21 protein-coding genes are annotated in these 22253 nt (G+C 45.2%); 4 read left to right on the top strand and 17 right to left on the bottom strand.

Annotated elements, in window-relative coordinates:
• Positions 1 to 84 precede the first annotated feature (84 nt).
• Genes BVG16_RS08460 through BVG16_RS08450 form a run of 3 tightly spaced genes read right to left on the bottom strand, consistent with a single transcriptional unit; the run spans position 85 to position 1727 of the window.
• The gene (locus tag BVG16_RS08460) at positions 85 to 552 is read right to left on the bottom strand and encodes a DMT family transporter (RefSeq protein ID WP_078498119.1); all 468 of its coding nucleotides are present in this window, start codon (positions 550 to 552) and stop codon (positions 85 to 87) included.
• A complete protein-coding gene (locus tag BVG16_RS08455) occupies positions 549 to 1265 on the bottom strand; it encodes a Crp/Fnr family transcriptional regulator (protein WP_078498118.1) in 717 nt (238 codons plus the stop codon). Before BVG16_RS08455 ends, BVG16_RS08460 begins: the two co-directional genes overlap by 4 nt.
• A gap of 36 nt (positions 1266 to 1301) precedes the next feature.
• On the bottom strand, positions 1302 to 1727 hold the full coding sequence (locus BVG16_RS08450) for a DMT family transporter (RefSeq protein ID WP_078498117.1): 426 nt from the start codon (positions 1725 to 1727) through the stop codon (positions 1302 to 1304).
• 171 nt (positions 1728 to 1898) lie between these two features.
• Here BVG16_RS08450 and BVG16_RS08445 point away from each other — a divergent pair, with 171 nt between their 5' ends.
• Positions 1899 to 2453 (top strand): SMI1/KNR4 family protein, encoded by a 555-nt coding sequence (locus tag BVG16_RS08445; protein ID WP_408635311.1) that lies wholly within the window; start codon positions 1899 to 1901, stop codon positions 2451 to 2453.
• A 254-nt stretch (positions 2454 to 2707) separates the two neighbouring features.
• On the opposite strand, the gene BVG16_RS08440 is transcribed toward BVG16_RS08445, so the two are convergent.
• Together BVG16_RS08440 and BVG16_RS08435 are read right to left on the bottom strand one after the other, a co-directional pair.
• Complete coding sequence (locus tag BVG16_RS08440) at positions 2708 to 2992, bottom strand: alpha/beta-type small acid-soluble spore protein (RefSeq protein ID WP_078498116.1); 285 nt, start codon at positions 2990 to 2992, stop codon at positions 2708 to 2710.
• A gap of 89 nt (positions 2993 to 3081) precedes the next feature.
• Positions 3082 to 4236, bottom strand: coding sequence for an MFS transporter (locus BVG16_RS08435; protein WP_078498115.1), 1155 nt, complete (start codon positions 4234 to 4236; stop codon positions 3082 to 3084).
• A gap of 95 nt (positions 4237 to 4331) precedes the next feature.
• Here BVG16_RS08435 and BVG16_RS08430 point away from each other — a divergent pair, with 95 nt between their 5' ends.
• The gene (locus tag BVG16_RS08430) at positions 4332 to 4706 is read left to right on the top strand and encodes a MerR family transcriptional regulator (protein ID WP_078498114.1); all 375 of its coding nucleotides are present in this window, start codon (positions 4332 to 4334) and stop codon (positions 4704 to 4706) included.
• A gap of 66 nt (positions 4707 to 4772) precedes the next feature.
• Here BVG16_RS08430 and BVG16_RS08425 read toward each other — a convergent pair whose 3' ends face one another.
• On the bottom strand, positions 4773 to 6269 hold the full coding sequence (locus BVG16_RS08425) for a DHA2 family efflux MFS transporter permease subunit (RefSeq protein WP_078498489.1): 1497 nt from the start codon (positions 6267 to 6269) through the stop codon (positions 4773 to 4775).
• 223 nt (positions 6270 to 6492) lie between these two features.
• Between BVG16_RS08425 and BVG16_RS08420 the strand changes: the two genes are divergently transcribed.
• Positions 6493 to 7104 carry a TetR/AcrR family transcriptional regulator gene (locus BVG16_RS08420; protein ID WP_078498113.1) on the top strand — a complete coding sequence of 204 codons (612 nt, stop codon included), beginning with the start codon at positions 6493 to 6495 and terminating at the stop codon, positions 7102 to 7104.
• A gap of 17 nt (positions 7105 to 7121) precedes the next feature.
• Here BVG16_RS08420 and BVG16_RS08415 read toward each other — a convergent pair whose 3' ends face one another.
• Positions 7122 to 8201, bottom strand: a complete 1080-nt coding sequence (locus BVG16_RS08415) for an ankyrin repeat domain-containing protein (protein WP_078498112.1) — start codon at positions 8199 to 8201, stop codon at positions 7122 to 7124.
• Positions 8202 to 8307: 106 nt separating this feature from the next.
• On the opposite strand from BVG16_RS08415, the gene BVG16_RS08410 reads away from it, so the two are divergent.
• Positions 8308 to 9027: a DUF4386 domain-containing protein gene (locus BVG16_RS08410; protein ID WP_078498111.1), complete on the top strand. Its 720-nt coding sequence runs from the start codon at positions 8308 to 8310 to the stop codon at positions 9025 to 9027.
• A 7-nt stretch (positions 9028 to 9034) separates the two neighbouring features.
• Here the strand turns inward: BVG16_RS08410 and BVG16_RS08405 are convergent, their stop codons facing one another.
• The 10 genes from BVG16_RS08405 to BVG16_RS08360 form a co-directional block, all read right to left on the bottom strand.
• Positions 9035 to 9619, bottom strand: coding sequence for a Crp/Fnr family transcriptional regulator (locus tag BVG16_RS08405; protein WP_078498110.1), 585 nt, complete (start codon positions 9617 to 9619; stop codon positions 9035 to 9037).
• A gap of 167 nt (positions 9620 to 9786) precedes the next feature.
• Complete coding sequence (locus BVG16_RS08400) at positions 9787 to 11283, bottom strand: malate:quinone oxidoreductase (RefSeq protein WP_078498109.1); 1497 nt, start codon at positions 11281 to 11283, stop codon at positions 9787 to 9789.
• 488 nt (positions 11284 to 11771) lie between these two features.
• A complete protein-coding gene (locus tag BVG16_RS08395) occupies positions 11772 to 15125 on the bottom strand; it encodes a hypothetical protein (RefSeq protein WP_078498108.1) in 3354 nt (1117 codons plus the stop codon).
• Between the two features lie 14 nt (positions 15126 to 15139).
• Positions 15140 to 16585, bottom strand: coding sequence for a glycosyltransferase family 2 protein (locus tag BVG16_RS08390; protein ID WP_078498107.1), 1446 nt, complete (start codon positions 16583 to 16585; stop codon positions 15140 to 15142).
• Positions 16578 to 17651 (bottom strand): HEAT repeat domain-containing protein, encoded by a 1074-nt coding sequence (locus BVG16_RS08385; protein WP_078498106.1) that lies wholly within the window; start codon positions 17649 to 17651, stop codon positions 16578 to 16580. Before BVG16_RS08385 ends, BVG16_RS08390 begins: the two co-directional genes overlap by 8 nt.
• Positions 17648 to 18943: a GGDEF domain-containing response regulator gene (locus tag BVG16_RS08380; RefSeq protein WP_158081648.1), complete on the bottom strand. Its 1296-nt coding sequence runs from the start codon at positions 18941 to 18943 to the stop codon at positions 17648 to 17650. The genes BVG16_RS08385 and BVG16_RS08380 overlap by 4 nt, the downstream gene beginning before the upstream one ends.
• 390 nt (positions 18944 to 19333) lie before the next feature.
• Positions 19334 to 19774: an SRPBCC family protein gene (locus BVG16_RS08375; RefSeq protein ID WP_078498104.1), complete on the bottom strand. Its 441-nt coding sequence runs from the start codon at positions 19772 to 19774 to the stop codon at positions 19334 to 19336.
• Between the two features lie 2 nt (positions 19775 to 19776).
• Positions 19777 to 20220, bottom strand: coding sequence for an SRPBCC family protein (locus BVG16_RS08370; RefSeq protein ID WP_078498103.1), 444 nt, complete (start codon positions 20218 to 20220; stop codon positions 19777 to 19779).
• Between the two features lie 221 nt (positions 20221 to 20441).
• The gene (locus tag BVG16_RS08365; protein ID WP_078498102.1) at positions 20442 to 21197 is read right to left on the bottom strand and encodes a CPBP family intramembrane glutamic endopeptidase; all 756 of its coding nucleotides are present in this window, start codon (positions 21195 to 21197) and stop codon (positions 20442 to 20444) included.
• 124 nt (positions 21198 to 21321) lie between these two features.
• On the bottom strand, positions 21322 to 22227 hold the full coding sequence (locus BVG16_RS08360) for a DMT family transporter (protein ID WP_078498101.1): 906 nt from the start codon (positions 22225 to 22227) through the stop codon (positions 21322 to 21324).
• Between the last annotated feature and the right edge of the window lie 26 nt (positions 22228 to 22253).

Genomic DNA, 22253 nt, shown 5'->3' with positions numbered 1-22253 from the left:
TGTAAGGAATTTATTAAATTTTATTTACAATCGTTACAGGGGGTTTGTATTAAGCCAAGTTGTAAATTCGATTTAACAACTACTTTATTGAGGAACACGTTCAAACTTTTGTCCTCTTTTCGGCTTTGCCTTGAATAAAATCAGGCCACCGATTAAAACAATCGCCCCTATTGCTTTTTGAAGCGTAAAAGGAACTCTCTCCAACCCGAACCAGCCTACGGAATCCCACCACAAAGCACAGATCAGCTGAGATGCCATGACGATTGAGATCGCGCTGCTGGGTCCCAACAGCTTCACTCCCCTTACCACGCATGTCACGACGCCAATCCCCAACAAGCCGCTAAACCAGAACCATGGTTTCATAGGCCCCAAAGTAAAATATTCCTTTCCTTCGAACACCAATCCCATACAGAACGAGGCTAAGAATCCCATACCCAACACCAGCGCTGTCGTCGTCTGCGAGCTGACAGCTTCGTTAACTTTGTTATTAAACATCGTTTGAACACTTATCAGGGAACCTGCTGCTAATGCCATCACAATGCCCATGATCATATCTTCTTCCTCCTTTCGCCATGCTCGTAAATATTCCGGCCAGCCACAGCGGTTAGCCCCTTCCTGTCGATCACAGCGAGTTTCCCTTTTCTCCGCTCCACCAACCCTGCGGAACAGAAGCTTTGAAGGACCCGATTCAAATGCCGGTAACTCGTTCCAATGAGGTTCGCCGTATCCTTCATATTCGACATGCTTACTCTTGAAAATGACTCCCCCTCGTCCCCATATGAGACGGATAATAGATAACTAGCGAGCCGTACCTCTACCGGATATAGAAGACTGGAACTGAGCGAGATCGATTTCGTGTAAAATTTTTCAGTCACCATGTCAAGTAAAAACCGCAAAAACGATGCTTCCAACCCATACTGGGTTAGCCAGCGTTTATGGACGCCGATCGTCTCTACCCGGGACACCGCCGTCACCGTGTTTAGATTCTCCCTATCCCTTAGACATTCGATTTCCCCAATGATCCCGAGCGGATTTGTAAAGCTGATCAGCAATGTTTTTCCTTCCGTTGACGTTGTATACACTTTTACCTTTCCTTGTACCAGCAAAAATAGAAACTGAGGTTCTTCGCCTTGCAAACAAAGCGCTTCTTCCGGTTCAAAACGATATAAGGCCAGACGTTGTCTTAATGGTTCTGGGAATACATCTTCCAACCCAAACTGGTTGAGATATTGATTGATTTTTTCTATGTCCATGATCTCTTTCATAACAAACGTTTCCTCCCATGCTGGGTATTACAATCTTTAGAATGTTAAACATAGGATGCCAATAACCATGAGCCCGACGCCGGTCCATTGAGAAGGCCGCAGACGAAGCGGGGCTGAGCCGAACCAGCCGATCTTCTCCATCACTAAGGTTACAGTGATTTGGGCAATTAAGACAGCCGATACGGTCAAAGCCGCACCATTCTGATGAAACGCCGTTATGTTGCTGAACAGGATGAAGGCTGCAAAAGCCCCGCCGAACCGGTATACCAGCTTCACCTGCTTGAGATTCCGCCATGACCTGTCGCCGACCAGCCAAACAAGCAGTATTGCTGCTACAAAGCCAGTACCCTGAGTAATCGTGGCAGCCTGCCAAGTTCCGATATGCTCTCCAATGACCGCATTGGCTACACCCTGCAATGTCAGGAAAGCACCTCCCAAACATGCATATATAAAACCCTTCATCTTCTGCTTCCCTCCTCATCTCCAACGCTTTCTCTTATTTAACAATGAGTCGAAGAATCAGAAAAGGACATATGTCCTCTTTTATAATATCGAGAGTAGATACACATGGACGGTAACCGATACGAACGGTATAGTGGGTTATATAGCTCTAGTGAAAGGAGAATCAGTTCTATGATATGGAATACGGTGTTTGACAAGCAATATATGAAAGTGGAAGGCTTATCTCAAAACGACTTGCGGAGCTTCCTAAGCATCTGGAATATGCCGATAACCGAGGAAGAGATCGCGGAAATCGTGAAGCGGCAGCGGAATCCTTTTCCCGTAAACGATCCGCTCTATAGCCAATATACGCCTTTCGATCCCTCTCGGTGGGCTATGCCACAGATGAAACTGCCCGACAGCTATATTCAATTCCTCCAGTATTCGAATGGTGGAGAGTTCGGTAACGGTGATCGGTATTTTCAATTTTTCGGCTCGTCTGAAATCAGGGCGATGAATCTAGCCTACGAATTCCCGGAGTATATGCAGGGAGCGGTTTCTTTCGGCATGGACGGCTGCGGGAATCATTATATCTTTGATATGCGGAATGACATGACAAATGGGGAATACCCGATTCTAGCGACCCACTCCGGTAATCTGGGCTATGAGGACTGCAAGAAGGTCGCTCCTTCTTTCGCAGAGCTATGCATGGGGACGACATCAATCGACGATGAATTGAACGAATAGGAGGCGAAGCTTGGCAAAGCGGACGGCGATTTTGTCCGCGAGCGCACAGGGTTTGTCATCGGTGGGGTTGCCCCGCTAGGACATGTTGAACCGATTCAGACTCTCTTCGAATTAACTCCGCAGGAACTGGCTGCAATGACACAAGGACAGATCATTTCGATCAAATAAAAGGGGCTTTCCCTATTTTCGGGAAAGCCTAACTTTTTCAGCAAGCCGCGGGAAGATCGCTATCACGAATAAAGACATTCGGCCCGCTACTCCCGCTCCCGGTCTACCAACTGCTGTTGAGCAAGACGAATCATTTCACGGACCATGGAGCCGCCAATTTTACCGCCAACCTTACCGGCTGAGCCCGTGCTCAAATCGCCATTGTCGCCCTGCTGCAGCGGCACACCGAGTTCTTTGGCCACTTCGTATTTCACATCATCTGGCCGATCTGGATTTACGTTATAACCCTCACGTCTCATCACTTCGGCTTTAAACATCTGCATTCCTCGGTTCACACCAGGCACTGCGTATTTCCTATTTCTTCTGGACATTCCTTATCTCACTCCTAGGCCTGTTTCCAACTAACATGCCCAGAAACGGGGACTTCCACCCTTATTGGTTTATTCCGATTATATCCATGTCACGCCATACTATGTTCCTTAGTATTCGTTACCGAATAAATGGCGGAAATAAGAGCTAGAACAACTATAATGCCAGCTACCCAAGTGTTGGTCGTAACAGGATAATGGTCGACAAGTAAACCACCCAATCCAGAACCCAAGGCTACTCCAAGGTGTAAAAATGAAGTGTTTAAACCTAATTGAATGTCAGCCGAATCTGGGGCGGATTTTGCAAGATAATTCTGAACTGCTGGACTAAGTGCCCACACCATCGCACCATAAAGGGCGACAACAATCAATAAACTTATCATTGATCCTGTAGCATAAGGCAATAAGAACAATGATGTTGCAAATAAAACGAGAAATACGAGTATAACCTTAGCTCCTCCAAATTTATCTGATGCCCATCCACCAATCCATCCTCCTATTATTCCAGCGATACCAAATATCAGTAAGACCATGCTAATCATATTCGTTGATAGATCCATTGTAGTTTTAAGAAAAGGAGTGAAATACGTATAAACTGTAAAGTGACCTGTTAACTCCAAAGCAGATATAAGCTGGATAGATGCAATTTTTTTGTTTTTTAATGTAGCAATTTGTTTAAGTAAAGGGATGGATGGTTGTGGTGGAACGTTAGGCAGAAACTTCATAATGGCCAAAATAGCAACGATACTAAGAATGGAAACCAATACGAATGCCATCCTCCAACCCAAATGTCCACCGATTATCGTCCCTAAGGGGACACCTAACACTAACGAAGCGCTTAAACCCATAAAAATGACGGCTATAGCACGACCTCTTAATTTAACAGCAACTGTTTTAGCAGCCATTGTAACGGAAACAACAACCACAATCGAGCAACTAGCTGCAAGAATAATCCTCGCAATTAATAAGGTTGTATAATTAGGGCTAACTATAGATAAGATATTCCCCCCTAAGAAAGTAAACATAGCAATGAGTAGTAATCTACGTCTTTCCACTTTGGAAGTTAAAGCTATGAGTATGGGAGCCCCAAAGGCGAAAACAAATGAAAAAACGGAAACCAACTGACCGACTGTCCCTACTGAAACTTGTAAATCTGTAGCAATCATATTTAATATGCCTGCGATTATTAATTCCACGGTACCCGCAACAAATGTTGCAAATGCTAATACAAAAATCCCTATATTCATTGAACTACCTGCCTCCTAATATCTAATAAAACCGAATGTAGGAACAAGCATACTCCTTATAGTGCACTCTAAAGCAAGCATGTTATAATTCAATTATGGAAAAAACATTATCGATCCAAAATATATCCGCAATCACAGGTCTTAGCACGTATACACTACGTTATTATGAAAAAATCGGCCTCTTAAGTGCGATTGAAAGAGATGCGAATGGTTACCGTAAATATTCCATGGATGATATCTCTTGTATCGACTTTCTCATTAAGTTGCGTAACACGGACATGCCCATAAGTGAAATCAAGAAATTTTCAGAACTAAGACGCCAAGGAAACTCTACTGTGACTCTACGACGGGAGTTATTAGAAAATCATCAAGAAAATGTCCTTAACCAAATCAGGGAACTAGAGAATAACCTAACAAAGATTAATGAAAAAATCGCCCACTATACGAAATTGGAGGAACAAACCAACTGAATATGTATGACAAAAAGAAGAGCCCGGTTGCTAAGGGCCCTTCTCTTTGTCGTTGGTGTCCTCTTCCTATGTTTCACGAACTATTTTTCGGTTCAATAGTTTGGCTTCTTCTGCTTCCTCGACCTGCCCCGTACGTTTAATGAAGAAAGAAAGCAACAGACCCACAATTCCGATTCCAATAATGACAAGATACGCATCGTTAATACCTTGAATAGACGCCTCCATCATGATATGTTCCTTTGATGAATTCCCTAAGCCGCCTGCGGCGACCATATCCTGAAGATGGGTTTTGGTACGGTTCGTCATCACCGTGACAAGCAAAGAAGTGCCTATCGCACCAGCCACCTGCTTGATGGTGTTGGAAATGGCTGTACCATGCGCATTCAGTCTTGCAGGCAATTGGTTTAGACCCGCCGTAGTGATTGGCATCAGGAACATGGCCATCCCGAAGCGTCGTCCTGTGGACATCAGAACTAAATACGTATAACTGGTGGAATCGGTCAGATTGACGAAACCGATGGTTGTCAGGACCGTAATAGACATCCCGATAATGGACAACCACTTTGCTCCAAACCGATCGAACAGCTTTCCTGTCACCGGCATCATTAATCCCATAAGAAGCGCGCCAGGGAGCATCAGCAGTCCAGACTCCAGAGGTGTGTATCCACGTGCATTCTGCAAATATAGTGGAAGCAGCATCATATCCGCATACATGACCATTGTTACAGCAATATTAATAACGGTGGTCAGGGAGAACATGCTATATTTGAACGCCCTTAGATCAAGAAGCGGGCTCTCCGAGACCAGCTGTCTCCATGTAAACAAAATCAAGGCGACCACACCTGTAACAAGAGATAGAACCACTTCCGCGCTTGACCAACCTTTGCTTCCAGCACTGCTGAAGCCGTATAGAAGGGTACCGAATCCGATTGTTGAGAGAATGACACCCAAAATATCAATTTTAGGATAGGATCGTTCAGCCACATTTTTCAGAAAAATAAAGGCAACCACAATAACGATCACGACAATCGGAATCATCCCATAAAACATCGTACGCCAGGAAAAATGCTCTATGATATAACCGGCAAGTGTAGGCCCAATTGCAGGAGCAAAAATAATAGCAAAACCAACCATTCCCATAGCGGCTCCGCGCTTATTAGGAGGGAATATAGTCAGAATGACATTCATTAGCAGCGGCATGATAATACCGGCACCAGCGGCTTGAAATAGGCGGCCAGTTAGCAAAATATCGAAGTTAGGTGCTACTGCCGAAACAATGGTTCCACCGAGAAAAATAACCATGGAAGCCTGAAAAAGCTCACGGGTCGTAAACCGTTGCATTAGAAATGCAGTGATTGGAATAAGAACCCCGTTAACCAACATATATCCGGTTGTTAACCATTGAGCGGTAGACGCTTCAATGTTAAAGTCGACCATCAGCTCTGGCAGCGCGACGCTCATAATAGTCTGATTCAAAACGGCGATGAACGCCCCCAAAATCATAACAAACAGCAAGGGACCTTTCTTAATGGAACTGCTGTCAAAGGCTAAATTATTACTCATCATGCTCAATCCCTTCAAATTCATCGTGAGCCTAATAAACACTTTGTAGTATAATAAACTCAATGTAAAAGATTATAGTTATCTCTCTTATATTTCACAAACAACAGATTTTCAAAAAATGTCTATTAGTTTACAGATGATTAGAATCTGTCGTCTATTCTGAAAATATACTACAAACAGGATTTAATTGTCGTATGAAGAAGGGGAAAGGAAATGAGGGCCCATGTCAACAACATCACCGCGTACAGATCGACGTGTACTTCGCACGCGCCAATTGATTCGAGATGCATTTATCGATTTGCTTCAGGAGATTGAACTTGAGAAAATAACCGTCAATCGCATTGCGGAACGCGCTACCATCAATCGTGTTACCTTCTATCTCCATTACCGGGATGTTCCGGACATGATTGAGAAGATGGCGGATGACATGATTAATGAAATTCATGCTGTCCTGAATGATATTCGGAGTCAGCCTCATCCCACAGATATGGATTGGTCCATATTGGTCAAAATACTTGAGCATATCGCGGAAAATTCAAAATTTTACAAGGTGCTGCTCGCTTCACAACGTATACCGGTCTTTACAGATCGGCTTATGAAGCTGATCATTGATATTATCACTAGCAGAAGCGAGAACCGAGACGATTCTTCACCTTCTTCGGCTGTGATCGTTCCGAAAGATATTGCAATCTGGTACGGTTCCTCCGCCTTCATCGGTACCATTGTCTGCTGGCTTCGCAATGATATGCCTTACACGCCACTTTTTCTCGCCAAGCAGCTTTCTCTGCTGTTCCGTTTACATCAAAATACGAACCAGCTCGTAGACCCGGAATGATTTCATTCAGGAATCATTTACAACTCTCCCTCAAGGAACTTAATGAGGTACATTTCAGGCTGCGCGAGGAACTCTGTAAAGCTGCATAAATCCGCATAAGCCTGATGCTCCATGTCATAACAGCCTACCAGGCCTTTTTTCTTCGGATTCCACACGAGCTGCAGATCGGAGTAATTATCGATATCGGCTGACAGACGCAGCAGCTTTTGCCGGCCGACTTTCATCTCAATCGTATCGGTCAATGTGAAAAAGTCGATATACCTGATTTCATATTCATTTTGCGCTAGCCCGAGGCGCAGCTTGTCTCCAGTAAGAAAGCGGACCAGTTCATCGGTCAATTTATATTTTTTCAGTTCATACTTTTTGTTCTCCACATTATGAAACTCGGCCGGCTCCAGCGATTTCAAATAGTCAACCAAGACTGTATCCTTATTGCTGACCGCAATCGTATACGGCCGCTCGCCGTCCTTTTCCGCTAAAGTAGCGTCCGCGCCGCGCTCAATCAAATATTTTACCATAGCTAGATTACCCATTCGCGTTGCAACGGTTAACGGAGTCGCTTGATAAGGATAGACCATATTCGGTTTATTATAATTAATGTCCACCCCATGCTCGAGGAGATAAGTGATCGTCTTCAAGTCATGATTCGACACGGCTTGGCGCAATACAGCACCACCATGCAGCTTAATATCTAATCCCAGCTCATGAATGAGCGGGATATTGTTTTTGTTGCCATAGTAGGCCTGTGAATATGCGCCTGACCCGACTTGATTGAGCTTGTCCAGCTTAGCACCTTGCGCTGTAATGTAGCGAACGGTGTCTTCCTTGCAATAACGTACTGCTAGCAAAAAAGCCGGATTATGATGGACATTCAGGTTGACGCCGTGCTCTACCAGCAGCTTAACAACCTCCAGCTTCTGCGATATTAATGCCAAATCCAACGGGCTTAATGTGGTATGCCTGCTAAGTACGATGCCTTCTTCAATATCCCAGCCTGCTGCAATTGCAGCCTGCAAAGCCGGAATATTCCCCTTGTAAATGTGCATCGCGATTTCCGGGAGCGTCTCGAACCTCCCGATATCTTTTAGAATAATCATCCATTACCCTCCCCTGAAATACGAATTTCCCTTGATTTAAGTCAATGAACCTTTATTACCCTCCTATTACAATGAGATTAACACAAAACACCTAGGGGGTTATTTGATGGTTAACACAGGAATACAACGAACGGATCAGCGAAAATCTGCTCTGATTGCGGGCATATCGCTTATCATCATGACACTTGCTTCATTTTTTTCGTATGGCTTTGTCCATGCAAGCCTTGTGGTACAAGGAGATGCCAGTGCCACATTTCATCATATCATGTCATCAAGTACGCTTTTCAAAGCTGAAATCTTGGGCTGGGTCATCATCCTGACTAGTGACATTGTGGTCGCGTGGGCTTTCTATATTTTTCTCGAGCCAATTAATAAAAGCCTTTCATTGCTTGGTGCGTGGTTCCGTCTTACCTATACTGCTATATTGGGAATCGCCATACTGAACTTGATATTTGTGTTGCTTCTCTCGAGGCATACAAACGATTTATCCTCATTTAAAATCGAACAAACTCAATCACTTATGATGCTATTTCTTGAAGCATTCGAATCTATATGGTCGATTGGATTAATTGTTTTCGGCGGGCACTTGCTCATTGTAGGCTATGTGGCTATCAAATCAAACGGCATACCTAAAATCATTAGTATCTTATTGGTGATTGCTGGTGTAGGCTATATGCTCAATCACCTATGTAGCGCGTTTCTCCCACAATACGATGGGGTCATTACCGTACTTAAATTTGTATTTACTGTGCCAATGATTGTAGGAGAATTGGGTTTTGGGTTATGGCTGCTGTTCAAAGGTGGGAAAGTCCCTATAACGGCCTGACATCTGCTTAATGATTGTCTGTATGGACTCGCTTCTTGATTCTGCTTAATGACTCGGGGGTAATTCCGAGATAACTTGCCAATTGATGTTGAGGGACGCGATCGATTAAATGAGGTCGGTTCAGTAATAGTGACCTGAAGCGTTCTTTAGGTGTAGAAGCGATAAAAGCAGCATATTCATCTTGTACTTGACCGAACTTCTCCTCAATCATCTTGCGTGTCATGGATTCCAATTGATCATATTTGTTATACATGTCCTCTTCGATCGCTAGATCGCCAACGACCAATACCGAGTCTTCAAGACACGTAAAGGTGTACTCGGATGACTTATCTTGTTTATGAGAATTGAAGATCGTGATGGCTTGCTCTTCTGTGTAGAAATTGGATGTGACCTCTTTTCCCGCTTCATTAATCGAATACTGCCTTACGCATCCCTTCAACACGAAATAACATTTCGTAGGAACATCCCCTTGTCTAAGGAGAGCTGTTCCTTTTTTGTATTCCTCAATAAGGATATCTTCAACAATAGCCTGTTGTTCTTCTTCGTTCAGGGATGTCAATCTCGTCATGTACTTGAACAATATTTCTTTCATGTTTCGTTCCTTTCATCGCGTAGATCACGTTATCTACTCTCCACTTTACCATGATTTATGATAAGGTTCACCACGCTGTTACGAAGATTGCAGGCAAAGCGAAAAGGCCTCCGTCCCATAAAATTTAGGATGAAGGCCGCTTAACTCATTTGTATTCTTTGTACTTTCTACATGATGGGTTGCAGTTCATTGGTTAGACCAAGCGTCTGCGCTGTTGAAGCATGAATATCGCGGATACGCTCCGGGTTTTTCAACAGGGACACGCCATAAGTAGGAATCATTTCTTTTATTTTTGGCTCCCACGCTTGGATATGTTGAGGGAAGCATTTTTTTATGACTTCAAGCATGACGGGTACGGCGGTAGAAGCACCCGGAGATGCGCCTAGCAATGCAGCTATCGAGCCATCTTCGGCACTGATCACTTCTGTACCAAATTGAAGCGTTCCTTTGCCGGCGGCCGTATCTTTAATGATTTGCACACGCTGGCCTGCTACCATCAAACCCCAATCCTCGCTTTTGGCGCTCGGGATAAACTCTCGCAACTCTTCCATCCGCTTTTCTTTCGATAACATCACTTGCTGGATTAAGTATTTCGTCAATGAGAGATTTTTTGCACCTGCCGCCAACATCGTTGTCACATTATTCGGTTTTACAGAACCTAACAAATCAAACATGGAACCGGTTTTTAAGAACTTTGGTGAGAAACCGGCAAACGGTCCAAAGAGCAGCGATTTTTTATTATCGATAAATCTGGTGTCAAGATGCGGAACAGACATTGGAGGTGCACCAACCTTAGCCTTGCCGTATACTTTGGCATGATGCTGTGCTACAACTTCCGGATTATTACACACCATAAATAGTCCACTTATCGGGAATCCTCCAATATGTTTTCCTTCAGGAATGCCGGATTTTTGAAGTAAAGGAAGACTTCCGCCCCCGCCGCCGATAAAGACGAATTTTGCAGTATGGCGTTCGACTTCACCGCTATCATTCCATACTTTCAATTCCCACGAGCCATCGCTAGTACGTTTAATATCATCAACACTATACTTGTAATGGATATCAACGTTTTTATTCTTTAAGTGGTCGAACAACATGCGCGTTAAAGCGCCAAAGTTGACGTCCGTCCCAGAGTCAATTTTTGTGGCCGCAATAGGATCATTCGATGTACGGTCTTTCATAATAAGCGGAATCCATTCCATCAGTTTTTTCGGGTCATCGGAAAATTCCATTCCTTGAAACAGCGGATTGCCTGACATCGCTTCAAAACGTTTTTTCAAAAACGTTACATTTTGTTCCCCTTGTACCATACTCATATGAGGCAATGGCATAATAAAGTCTTGCGGATTACGAATCAGATTGCTGTTTACAAGATAAGACCAAAACTGCATTGAAACTTGAAACTGTTCATTAACATTTATAGCTTTGCTGATATCTATGGATCCGTCCGGTTTTTCGTCTGAGTAGTTAAGCTCGCACAGTGCTGCATGCCCCGTTCCTGCATTATTCCATTCGTTAGAGCTTTCCTCTCCTGCACTTGCCAACTTCTCAAACACTGTAATTTTCCAGTCCGGTACTAATTCTTTCAGCAAAGTTCCCAAAGTCGCACTCATGATTCCGGCACCAATTAAAATAACGTCTGTTTCGGTTTGTCTGTCGCTCATGTTTACCGTCCTTACACGCTAGTATTTGAAAGAAATGATGTAGGCGCTCTCACCTGCTTAGGCTCTCACTAATATATGAATTGATTAAGATATTTACTTACTATTATATGATAGTTACATGCTATTAAAAACCGATAAATTTTAGGTGATGACATAAAATCCTAGGAATACATAAAAACCAAGGCCTTAACCCAGGTACTTGCAAGGGTAGTGGCTTTGGTTTGCCTTAACAGCAAAAAAGCAACCTGAGAGTAAAAAACAGATGTCCTCAGGGGGAGGAACTGTAGATTCAAAAAACGATTTCCTCAATGTGAGGACTATTCATATATCATATCATAAAAATATCCAATTGTTAGTACTGAATTTGAATATTGCTGTAAAAATACTTATAAGCAAGGCCCTCCCCGATCATTTTTCGAGGAGGGTCTTCTAATTAAATCTTCCACAAGCGATATGATAGCCCCTTGACCAAGATTCCAGAAAGCTTGTCACTTTTCTTGGTTCGGTACTTCAATCCTCTCATACAGATCCTGCAATATATAATACGACTGTTTGAGTCGTTCATGATACACCATCGTTTCCCATTTATCCCATTGATAGTTGAACATGTCTTTGGATCGAAGCACTTTACCGGTCAAGCCCGGCATCGCATACGAAATATGCTTGCCCCCTGGAGCGTCTTCGTTTGGCTGCGAATCCGGGCGATACGTAAGCACAGCAATCTTCATGCCTGGCGTTTCCTCGGCTGCATGAAAACCTTTTTGCCATAGATCACTCATAATTTCGCGGGTACTCGGGTCCTTCACATTGAGCAGCTGCCACGGAATCCGCACCTCGACGATGTTCGTTTTTTCATCAAAAGCCACATCTGTTAGAGAATCAAAGCTCTGGCTATCGGGATTCCCGTTCCCATAGCGCAATTGCCCGGTTTCATAGGTTTCTAGAGGCAGATGCAGCGATCGACCGCGAACATTCGGAATATCCATCTCCCTGTTCAACACAAGCTCCATTTTGTGGAAAATTCCATTGTCTTTCTGATTGGCATAATCCAGCCATGGCATCATCTTTAGCATATTGGCGTACTGGTAATACGTTGAATCGTAATAGCTATCGACCCATATCCGCGATTGATTCGGGCCTTTTAAATCGATGGCAAAGTCGATTCCGGCATCCGTCGTGAGGCCGCTGCCACCGGGAATCCGGTGCTGTCCCTGATTCGGGATCGTATCAAGCAATATGGTTGCCCCTGTCTTAGACCAATCCAACGGCCCGCCGTCTTGTCCGAAATCGATTCGGAAATATACATTTCGCGCATCGTGGGATACGAATATTTGCTTGATTTCCCTCTGCGGATCATCGCTATCCAAAGCTTTAACGGATGCACCCTTCATCGGCACCGGAGAAATGTGCGCATTCGTCCAATCGCTAGGATCCCCATCCACATACAGTCCCTGTTTTGGCTCCCCGGGTTCAAAGGCCATGATCCCAAAATATTGCTCACTCGTCTGAATATTCGACCAGAATGGCCGACGGTCGGGGTTATCCAAATCCATCGTATTCCACGTCCGCTTAAACCATTCGTCCTGCCAAGCGAAAATCAGGCCACCTGCCATGCCCTCGTTCGTAATATCCGTAAATAAGTGCGCATTGTTTTCCCCTTGCTCCTGTTCGTTGTGCCCTCCCTGGTTCCATCCCCGTACATTTCGATGCGTCATGCCGCGCGATGCAGGGATGCCGAATTCGGCGATGAGCACAGGCATGCGGTGCAGCTTCTTCAGATCGTGCAGGTAACCCGCGTAGCTGTTCTTTTCTCCGCGGAAATCGACATAATCCGTATACTTCGTCTCATAATTCATAAAATCCGGATAATAAGGATACACGTGGTAAGAGGCGAAATACCCCGCCTGAAGCGTAGGCTTGGCCCAAATCACATTCGGATTCACAGACACCATATCTTCTTTCTCATGCGGCTCGGAAGGGTGCTTGATGATATCCGTTGTAGGCCAATTGGTAAAGCTAATCGGCCGCTGCCACTTATAACGCTCCGTTTCATACACGGTGATCTCGTCCATCGTCGAGGCTAGCCATGCTTCGAAGGGAGACGCGTTCTCCGTCCGGAAATACCGCCCGTTGAAATCCGGCATCCCCTGATGCTTGTCATTCGTCCCGACAACGACCTCCGGATCCCACTCGATGCCCAGTATCCATCCTAGAACGTACTTCGAAATATCGGCACGATACGTCCCGGAAGCATGTCCCGGTTTGGCCGGCAGATCGGCCTGGCCGTGTATAATATCGACGGTCCGCTTCATTTCTTCGACATACTCCGCCCAAAGCTCTTTCGAGTACACGTCTTGGGAGGAGACAAGCTTCTCTTCATTAATCCATACTCCATGCAATACATAGAGCGGTTTCGAGGCTTTGCTGTTGTACTCGAGAAGTGCTTCATAAAAAGCAGGCGGATTGATGGTATACGTACGGATGGCATTCGCGTTCATCTCGCCGATGTACTTGAACCAACGCAAATATTCCGCTCTCGTAATGGCCGTCTCCCCCGGGAATTTACCGGGCTTCCCCATCCCCATGTTGACGCCTTTAATCAGCACGTCTTTCCAGCTGTTGTCTTGGTAGATTTGCAAATATTCGCCGCCCACTTTGGCTGGCATCGTAACACCACCCGCTGTAATAGGATGGGTATTGTCTTGAGCGGCCTGTGGCTGCTGCTTTTTCTGCGCCGTATCCTCCAGAATCCGCTTCATGAGCGGCGTGTACGCCTTCCAGTAGAAGCCCTGCTGGTTCTTGCCGGAATCCCATGCCATTAAGCGAAACGCAAAGTCCAGCCAGGATGCCTGGTAGAAAGCAGGTACATCGTTACTATCTGCATAATCGCCGGCAAAGTAATACGAGGTATACACGCTCGTTGCATTCTTGATCACCGCAGGAAATACCGAAGGGATTCCCAGCGCCTTGAGCTTCTTCTCCCCCGCTTCCGTCAAATCCAGATGGTAATCAGCTAGAATATCTGTGTTATCCTCAGCCTCGATGATGTCAAACCAGTAGTTATACCGTGTTTCGATCGACGTACCGACGAAGGTTTTCCCCTTCTCTGTCAACGTGAATACATTGCCCTGCTTCCCGGTATCTTTCCCTTCCTCCAGTACAGCTACCTGGTCATCATCCTTGACGAAGAGAAATCCAGGGCCTTGAAACGTCCATTTTCGCCCGGTTTGCTTCTCATAGTTGCTCTTGGCCCAATCCGGCAGCTCCCCGCCCCCCGCTAAATCAGGGAAATATCGACCGATCCAGCCCGACCAGCGAACCCCCATGATTTCATACAGCGCGGTTTTGGCTTCCGCATCGGTCGGACTGCCGAAGGTGTTAAATTCGGCGATCAAAGAGGTTCCTTGATAGATCGCATTTTTGATCTGCTTGATATCAGAGGTCTGCAATCCGCCGTATATTTTATCTGAACGGTTGCCGTGCATGGCCGTATGCTTCAAATCATCTTTATACACGCCATACGTATCCGCTATGTAGAGCAGATCATAATTATCGGATAGATTCAGCTCGCGTACGGTATGGGAACCTTCCGCCCCGGGAACGTAGCCGAAATAATCATTGCTGACGGAATAAGCCGTTCGATCATTTTTGACATATTTGAAATAATTGAGAAGCCACATCAGCCCCTTATGCTCCCGGAACGTCTCGTCGGGAACCGTTTTATCCAATACTGCCACATTCAAGACTTGGCTTGGCTTCCATTTCCAAACCGCCATCGGCGTGGCTGCCGCTGCGATGATTATGAACAGCAGCACCGCCCAGTGTATCCAGGATCTTTTCATCGTTACACCTCCTTCTAGTCTGAGACCCCTTTGCGCTGCATCTCACCCCAGCCTTGCGCTCGTCCGAACAGCAGGGTCATCATGGCGCGCACACGCCACAATGTAAGCATCGGCCGATACCAGAAAGCCTCCGAAAGAGCGAAGAATAACAGCCTGTTCAGTTCCGAGATCTTCGGATACTTACCTAGCCGCCACTCCTCAAACAGCACCGCCCCCATGGATAGAAACGATCCGTACACAACCATTAAAGCGAAGAGCATCAGTGCATATTGAATGAAAACCCGATCCATCATTAGATCGATAATTAATGTCAGATAGCCAAAAAATTCGACAAATGGGCCGAGAAATTCGACAAAAAAATAAAACGGCATAGCAGCCATCCCGATGAGGCCATACTTTCTATTAAACATCATCCGACGATGGGTCCATAAGCTTTCAAATAAGCCCCGGTGCCAACGCGTACGCTGTCTGTACAAAAATTTCATTGATTCGGGAGCCTCCGTATAACATATCGGATCGGCAACGTATTCAATTTTGGCTCCCCACTTTTGCTCCAAATTCATCCGATGAAGCCGTACCACCAACTCCATATCTTCACCGACCGTGTCTACCTTATACCCGCCTGCTTGAATCACTCGCTGCGTTCTAAAAACACCGAAGGCGCCAGAAATAACGAGCAGCATATTTCCCCGGCTTAATCCGATGCGTCCCATTAAAAAAGCCCGCATATACTCAATGCTCTGCATAACGACCAAAGGCTTCCGGGAAAGCTTCGTCTCCTGCACCCGCCCCTTCACAACAGTGCTCCCATTCGCGATCAGCACGTTCCCTCCTGCAGCAAGGATTTCGTCATCCGCATGCTCCACAATTGGCTTCATAATTTTAAGGAAGGAATCCGGTTCAAGGACGGTATCCCCATCAATGGATGCAAAGTAAGGATATTGGGACAGGTTGATACCGGCATTTAAGGCATCAGCCTTTCCGCCGTTTTCCTTATCGATCAGGATCAAATGCGGATAAACTTCCGATTGGTACATTTCAATAATCGGCCGGGTCTCAATGCCATTGCGCTTTAGGTGTACTTTATTTTTGACCGGCACCATCTGGAACCGCTCGATCACTTTTTCCAGCGTCCGATCTTTCGATCCGTCGTTCACGACAATCACTTCGAACTGCGGGTAATCCAGCTTTCCGCTGCCGGTAATAAGTGACAAAATCGTGCCGATAACGCCCGCTTCTTCATTGTAGGCCGGTACGATGATAGATAACGGCGGAGTGAACGAAGAACTCTTCATTCTTTTGTAAGGCTCGATTCCATGCAGTCCCTTCTCTCTTCTCAACCGGCCGTACGACAGAAGAAATATAACCAAATAAAAGACGCAAATACCGATAAAATAAACAAAAATAACTTTATTAAGGAATAGGAGCAGCATTCGAAATATCTCCGTAAGATCATTCATGTTCAGGATTCCTTTCTATCCATTCTTGGGCAATGGAACGGGCGAAAGCATCGGGATGGGTGGAAGCCAGCACGGTTAACATACTCTTTCCCTGTCGATATATTCGAAGCGATTTAGCTGCCTCCCTCCGTACCCCGTATGCTCTATCTCCGATCAACGCATTCAGATAAGGAATAAATCGATCGTGACGAATGCTTCCCATTAATCGTGCGGCCATTAGCCTCTCCCCGTCTGTCTGCGGTTGATCCCATATCCCGTTCTCCCTATTGTTATCCATCCACTGGATAAACGGATCAATGGTGAACAGATAGCCTAGCGAGGCAATCGTCTTAAGCGCCTTGACCCGAAGCTCGGCATGCTCCGATTCCAAGAGCTGCACAAGTAGCCGTTGCAGCTTTTCCGAACGCAGATGCTTGTCCCGAACAGCTTCGAGAATCGCTCCCTGCCACGATGGGGTATAATCGAAAAAGTCATCCACGTACGTATCCACGTTATCCTGAGAGACAAGTCGGCACAGCAGCTCGTTCAACCAAAAGTCAGGAAGTTCCTTTGCGCCCTTCATGAGCTCCATGAGATTATCGCATTCAAATTCCCCCAGTAAGAGGAAAATTTCGAATTTTTCTTCCGGCGTGCATCGTTTACTGCGTAAGTGGCGAATCAAGTCGGGCTGCATCACTTCGATTTTGAAGCGATTGATGAAATGCAACGTGTTCATGCGGACACTCCATGACCCCGATTGAAGCCGCTTTTGGTACCACGGCACAAAATATCGCTGCGCAAAAGCGCCGATCGGTTCGAAGTCTTTCTCGAACTTGACGCTGCTAAGGAGGTCGCTAAACATATCTTCCAAAGCTTCATACTGATACCTTTTCTCGGGAACAAAGTGTTCAGATCCAGATCCGGTATATATATACGTTTTTATGTCATCGGAATGAGTCTCCAGCCAGCGCTCTCTCTTATTCGTGTACCATCGATTCAACGATTTTCTGAATATCAAATACAAGTAAACTGCCAGGAGCAACCCCAGCGAGATGACAGTTAAAAGAAAGACCAGAACATACGTCACTGCAGACCACCTACAAGCCGATTAATTCGCGCACGAAGCTCCTTTAAGCTAAAAGGCTTGACTATATAATCGTTGGCGCCCCTTTGAATAGCCAATGCGATGTCTGTTTCCGCTCCCTTACTCGTGAGCATGATGCATACATATCTTCGTCTGTCGTAACCTGTACGAATTTTCCCCAAGATCTCCAGTCCATCCATTTTCGGCATAATCCGATCGATAATAACTAAATATCGTTCATTTTGCCGATGCCATGGGTCGTTAAAAAATTCCTCTCCATCGGCAAAATCCTTCACTTCGACGTCATACAGGTGTTCCCCGATATCCGCTAATTGATGCTTTAACATTTCGCGGATCAATCGGTCATCATCAATAATCGCCACCATCAGCTTGCGGGTCTTAACGTTTTCGTCGTTCATCTTACCGTCCAGTACCAACCCTTTTCGTTCGGTAGGGTCCGTCTCGTTCGAGAAGGGCATGATCTCTAAGCACGCATCCGACGAGTTACTAGAATCGATAAATTCCCGTACTTTCGCCGAAAAAGTAGCGTACTGCGTCCCCTGCGGCGTATCGATCGGCACATTGGCGAACAACGCAGTCAGCCGACGCATTAATTTCAAAGCGTCTTCTTTTACGGTTCTAGGCAAGATGAGGACAAATCCTGCTTCAGCATGATGTCCCAAACAATCCATCGGTCGAATGTTGCCCTGAATAAAATCTACAAACCCTTTTGTCACAACCCTTTTGCTATGATGGTCTATCGATGGTATTGGATCGACCTCTAAATAGACCATCGAAAAGGTCTCATAGGATCGTTTCATATCATGAAGCTGTCGTTGAACTTCACGTTGCATATATCGATAATTATTCGCCCCGGTTACCGGATCGATGAAAATTTGATCTAGGATCCGCTGCCTTCTCTCAATGAGTTTCTTGATATGCAATTGTAGTGCTGTTGGATCTGCCGGGTGGGAGAAAACCGCATCGGCCAACAATGCATTTTTGAGCTCTTGGTCTGCTTCGCCTATGATAACAAAGGGGATGTACCGGGTTTCGCAATATTGCCTTAGATCCATCCAATCTGCCAGATTTGCTTTACTACTTGCTGTCGGTTCAAGGAAAATAACCGTACAATCCGGATTCATTCGATCGAACTGAGCAACTAGCTCGGATATCGGATTCCAATTGAGATAAGATATGTGGCAGTCGATGCCCAGTCGCTCTTGAATCAATTCTCCCTGTATATCATTCACCGAATAAAGAAGCGGTCGTTTTCCCGTAAACATTTCGTTCATGATTTTGTTCACCTTCATATCTCTACAATAATTTGTGGTACATTCGATTCGCATGGTAGGTCTATATTCCTAGATTCGTAGACCACATGGTATTTTAACACACTCATCTACACAAAACCTGATCAACATAATTATAAAATATATAGTGAATGAAATACTAAACCTACGAGCTACTTATTTATTATCGATCAGAATGGTTGTTTGCATTGAGGAATAGGGCATTTACACGAAGGAAAACCTCTACGGACTCATTCACTAAAGAACGGGGCATCAATATTGACAATAAAAATCGCCGTCCGATTCCCGACAGGGATCGTGAACGGCGACAATTTTAGACTCATCACATAAGTGGCAGTTCTTCCGGGTAAAAGCATATATAACTTTGCAAAGCTAGTAGGCCAATTCCGCCAGCACCTTGCCAAGTCGGTCTAGCTGCTGTTCATTAGCTTCTATGCAGATCGGCTTAGCTTGTTCAAACGCCTCTTTTACCTTGAAAGTCTGACGGAAAGTAACTTTGGTGCGGCCTTCCAGGTCATCGAAGGTAGCCGTTACCCGAAATTTGTGGCCGGATAGATGATCAAGCACGATTCGCTCATGCGGCACGATCTCAACAAAGACATTATGGTTCGGATAATCCACGCCATTCGGTCCGTGCATGGTGAACTTCCACGTGCCTCCCGGCCTCAAATCGCATTCGTAAAATGTATTCGTGAAGCCTTGCGGCCCCCACCATTGGGCTAACAAATCGGGGGTTGCCCAGGCCCGGAACACAAGCTCCCGCGGGACATCGTACTCGCGCGTAGCAATAAGTTCGTTTTCACCTATTGTCATGTTCATACCTCCCCTTCAAATAGCTTGCCCAGTGCGTCCAACATGACGTTTGTACCGTGTTCCCGTACTTCCGGCGTATCGTGTCCGTCAAAGAACGCGCCTTGCTCCGTGAAAATCAGTTTCGTGCCGCCCTCCACCTTGATCAGCTCGACTGTTGTTATCGAGACGGAGATACGTGTGCTGTTCGAATCCAGGGTGTACGTATAGACAATGCGCTGCTCTGGAACAAGCTCCTGGTAGTTGGCGTCGAAGGTAAAGATCGGCCCATCCGGCGGTCCGCCGCTGCTGTACTCTCGTCCGCCAACCTGAAAGTCGAAGATCTCCGGCTTCGAAAACCACTTGGCTTTGGCAATCGGATCAGCCCAGGCTTGGTAAACCCGCTCAGGCGAAGCGGCATAAGTCCGCTCGACGACGAAGGTCGCATGCTTAACAAATCGTTCGTTCATTCATTTTCCTCCTTAGGTTTCGGCTTCTCAAACTCTATTTTCATCGGGCTAGCTATGTACCGGTAGCTCTATTATAAAACCTTACGTTACGTAAGGTGCAAGCGTATCGAGACGCTCTGCCACGGAAATTTTTTCGGTGTAGTAATTTACTTACTACTATGAACTTGCATAGTAAAAAGCATTTTGCGATTACTTCGACTGCCTTCTTTTCGATGATGCACCTATCGTTTAATTTTTCGATGAATAAGGCACATCATGCCGAACACAATTGCCAATAAGATGAATTTAGTCAATTCCATTCGCTCGACAACCCATTCATTTTGCAGCCCGTCTGTTAAATAAAAAACATTAAACATACCATGTAAAATCGCAGCTGACACTACAGAACGACCATACTCTCTTGTATACGTCAAAATCATCGATAATATAAATAATATAGCAACATAAGTAAATATTCCCACAATCCATAAATCATAGGTTTTATAGAAGAGTGCAATGGGTAAATGCCACATAGACCAAATCGTTGCCGTAATCACTGCTGTTTGCGTTAATGAATATTTTTGTCTTAAATAATAATGAAAATTCCCACGCCAAACGATTTCCTCCAATAATGCAGATAAAGAAGCGATCGTTAGACCAATGAGAAGCAGAAATCCTAATTCATTTCCATGATTAAATAAGAACTGGATATCCAGAATACTTAAATAAAAATGTAAGCATAGCCCTAGAAGTAGTGGAAATAGTATGGAGAAAACTAGTGTTTTTATCGTTGGGCGTGAAATACCAAATGTATGAATTATGTTTTGTTTCTTATATATTTTTTGATAAAAAACAACAATTAAAAGTGGAATAACCATCGTAAGCCCTAAATAATTGCGACCATTGTCGATGTTGTGCAAGACGATATGTACAAGTAATGTAAGCAAATAAATGAATAGTGTTGAAAAGTAAATGATGTTTTTATTAATTTTTTTCACCTGCCCAATTATCCTTTTTTCATATCATAGCACGGATAATTAGATGAATGACCTCTTAATCAGAAACCTCGTAACGATTCGCTCAGCAGCTTAAAGTGAATAGATGAAAAACGGTCGACTGATTTCAGCCGACCGTTTTCCCTTGATTAGAAAGCTTCGAACTTATCCTTGTCCTGCTCGATACGAATACGCCGCCCAAAATAAAGGCCAGCCCAGCGAATAAGCTCCAATGGACGGGTTCGTTCAGCAGCGTACTCCCCCATATGATTGCTGTTGCAGGAACAAGATAAGTCACCATCGTCGCGAACTCGGGACTTCCTCGTTGAACCATGAAATAAAACAAAATATAAGCGATGCCCGAACCAAATACACCCAGTCCGATGACCATCCCGATATTCGTTAACGAAGCCAACCGCGACAGGTTAACCGGTTCGACCGAAAAAGCCATGGTCCCGCTTCCCAACATGGCGCAGAGCAGCGTGCCGAATGTCGTCTGATACATGGACACGCCCTTGAGCCGCTTGGACAACTGGGAGCCGAACGCATAGCATAACGTAGCTGCCAGCATGCAAATAAACCCGATCAAATCGACCGACACAATGGAATGCGGGTTAATGTCCAATAAAATAACCAGCCCGACAAAAGCCACCCCCATGCCAATCCATTGCATCCGGTTCGTAGTCGCCTTGAAGACCAGCGCACCGACGACGATTGTCCATAGCGGCGTTGTAGCATTCAAAATCGAGGCTATGCTGCTGGACAATCTAGTTTCGCTGAAACCGATAATTGCCCATGGGACAGCCGTATTGACGAGAGCCATGACGGCCATCGGGAACCACTGGATTTTTCGTAATTCGAATGGCTTCCTTAGTACGAGCATGATTATTGTAATGGTAACCAAGCCAAAGCTGGACCTTAGGAATGCGATCGTCCACGGGCCGAAATCGTGCAGCAACTGCTTAATAAAGAAAAACGAACCTCCCCAAATAAGACTTAACATCACTAATGCGGCATAGAGTAATCGAGGCACAACTATTCCTACTTTCTTATTTCTTA

Origin of the sequence: Paenibacillus selenitireducens (assembly GCF_002021565.1) — a bacterium.
Lineage (GTDB): Bacteria > Bacillota > Bacilli > Paenibacillales > Paenibacillaceae > Paenibacillus_K > Paenibacillus_K selenitireducens.
The sequence above is the reverse complement of the archived record's forward strand: the minus strand, read 5'-3'. Positions and strand labels throughout refer to the sequence as shown.

Bases quoted from the DNA above. Each gene is read 5' to 3' on its own strand.
- BVG16_RS08445 (WP_408635311.1), top strand. From the start codon at position 1,899: ATGATATGGAATACGGTGTTTGACAAGCAATATATGAAAGTGGAAGGC.
- BVG16_RS08460 (WP_078498119.1), bottom strand. From the start codon at position 552: ATGATCATGGGCATTGTGATGGCATTAGCAGCAGGTTCCCTGATAAGT.
- BVG16_RS08450 (WP_078498117.1), bottom strand. From the start codon at position 1,727: ATGAAGGGTTTTATATATGCATGTTTGGGAGGTGCTTTCCTGACATTG.
- BVG16_RS08455 (WP_078498118.1), bottom strand. From the start codon at position 1,265: ATGAAAGAGATCATGGACATAGAAAAAATCAATCAATATCTCAACCAG.
- BVG16_RS08370 (WP_078498103.1), bottom strand. From the start codon at position 20,220: ATGAACGAACGATTTGTTAAGCATGCGACCTTCGTCGTCGAGCGGACT.
- BVG16_RS08390 (WP_078498107.1), bottom strand. From the start codon at position 16,585: ATGAATGATCTTACGGAGATATTTCGAATGCTGCTCCTATTCCTTAAT.
- BVG16_RS08380 (WP_158081648.1), bottom strand. From the start codon at position 18,943: ATGAACGAAATGTTTACGGGAAAACGACCGCTTCTTTATTCGGTGAAT.
- BVG16_RS08415 (WP_078498112.1), bottom strand. From the start codon at position 8,201: ATGATTATTCTAAAAGATATCGGGAGGTTCGAGACGCTCCCGGAAATC.
- BVG16_RS08405 (WP_078498110.1), bottom strand. From the start codon at position 9,619: ATGAAAGAAATATTGTTCAAGTACATGACGAGATTGACATCCCTGAAC.
- BVG16_RS08375 (WP_078498104.1), bottom strand. From the start codon at position 19,774: ATGACAATAGGTGAAAACGAACTTATTGCTACGCGCGAGTACGATGTC.
- BVG16_RS08425 (WP_078498489.1), bottom strand. From the start codon at position 6,269: ATGAGTAATAATTTAGCCTTTGACAGCAGTTCCATTAAGAAAGGTCCC.
- BVG16_RS08395 (WP_078498108.1), bottom strand. From the start codon at position 15,125: ATGAAAAGATCCTGGATACACTGGGCGGTGCTGCTGTTCATAATCATC.
- BVG16_RS08430 (WP_078498114.1), top strand. From the start codon at position 4,332: ATGGAAAAAACATTATCGATCCAAAATATATCCGCAATCACAGGTCTT.
- BVG16_RS08420 (WP_078498113.1), top strand. From the start codon at position 6,493: ATGTCAACAACATCACCGCGTACAGATCGACGTGTACTTCGCACGCGC.
- BVG16_RS08400 (WP_078498109.1), bottom strand. From the start codon at position 11,283: ATGAGCGACAGACAAACCGAAACAGACGTTATTTTAATTGGTGCCGGA.
- BVG16_RS08440 (WP_078498116.1), bottom strand. From the start codon at position 2,992: ATGTCCAGAAGAAATAGGAAATACGCAGTGCCTGGTGTGAACCGAGGA.
- BVG16_RS08410 (WP_078498111.1), top strand. From the start codon at position 8,308: ATGGTTAACACAGGAATACAACGAACGGATCAGCGAAAATCTGCTCTG.
- BVG16_RS08435 (WP_078498115.1), bottom strand. From the start codon at position 4,236: ATGAATATAGGGATTTTTGTATTAGCATTTGCAACATTTGTTGCGGGT.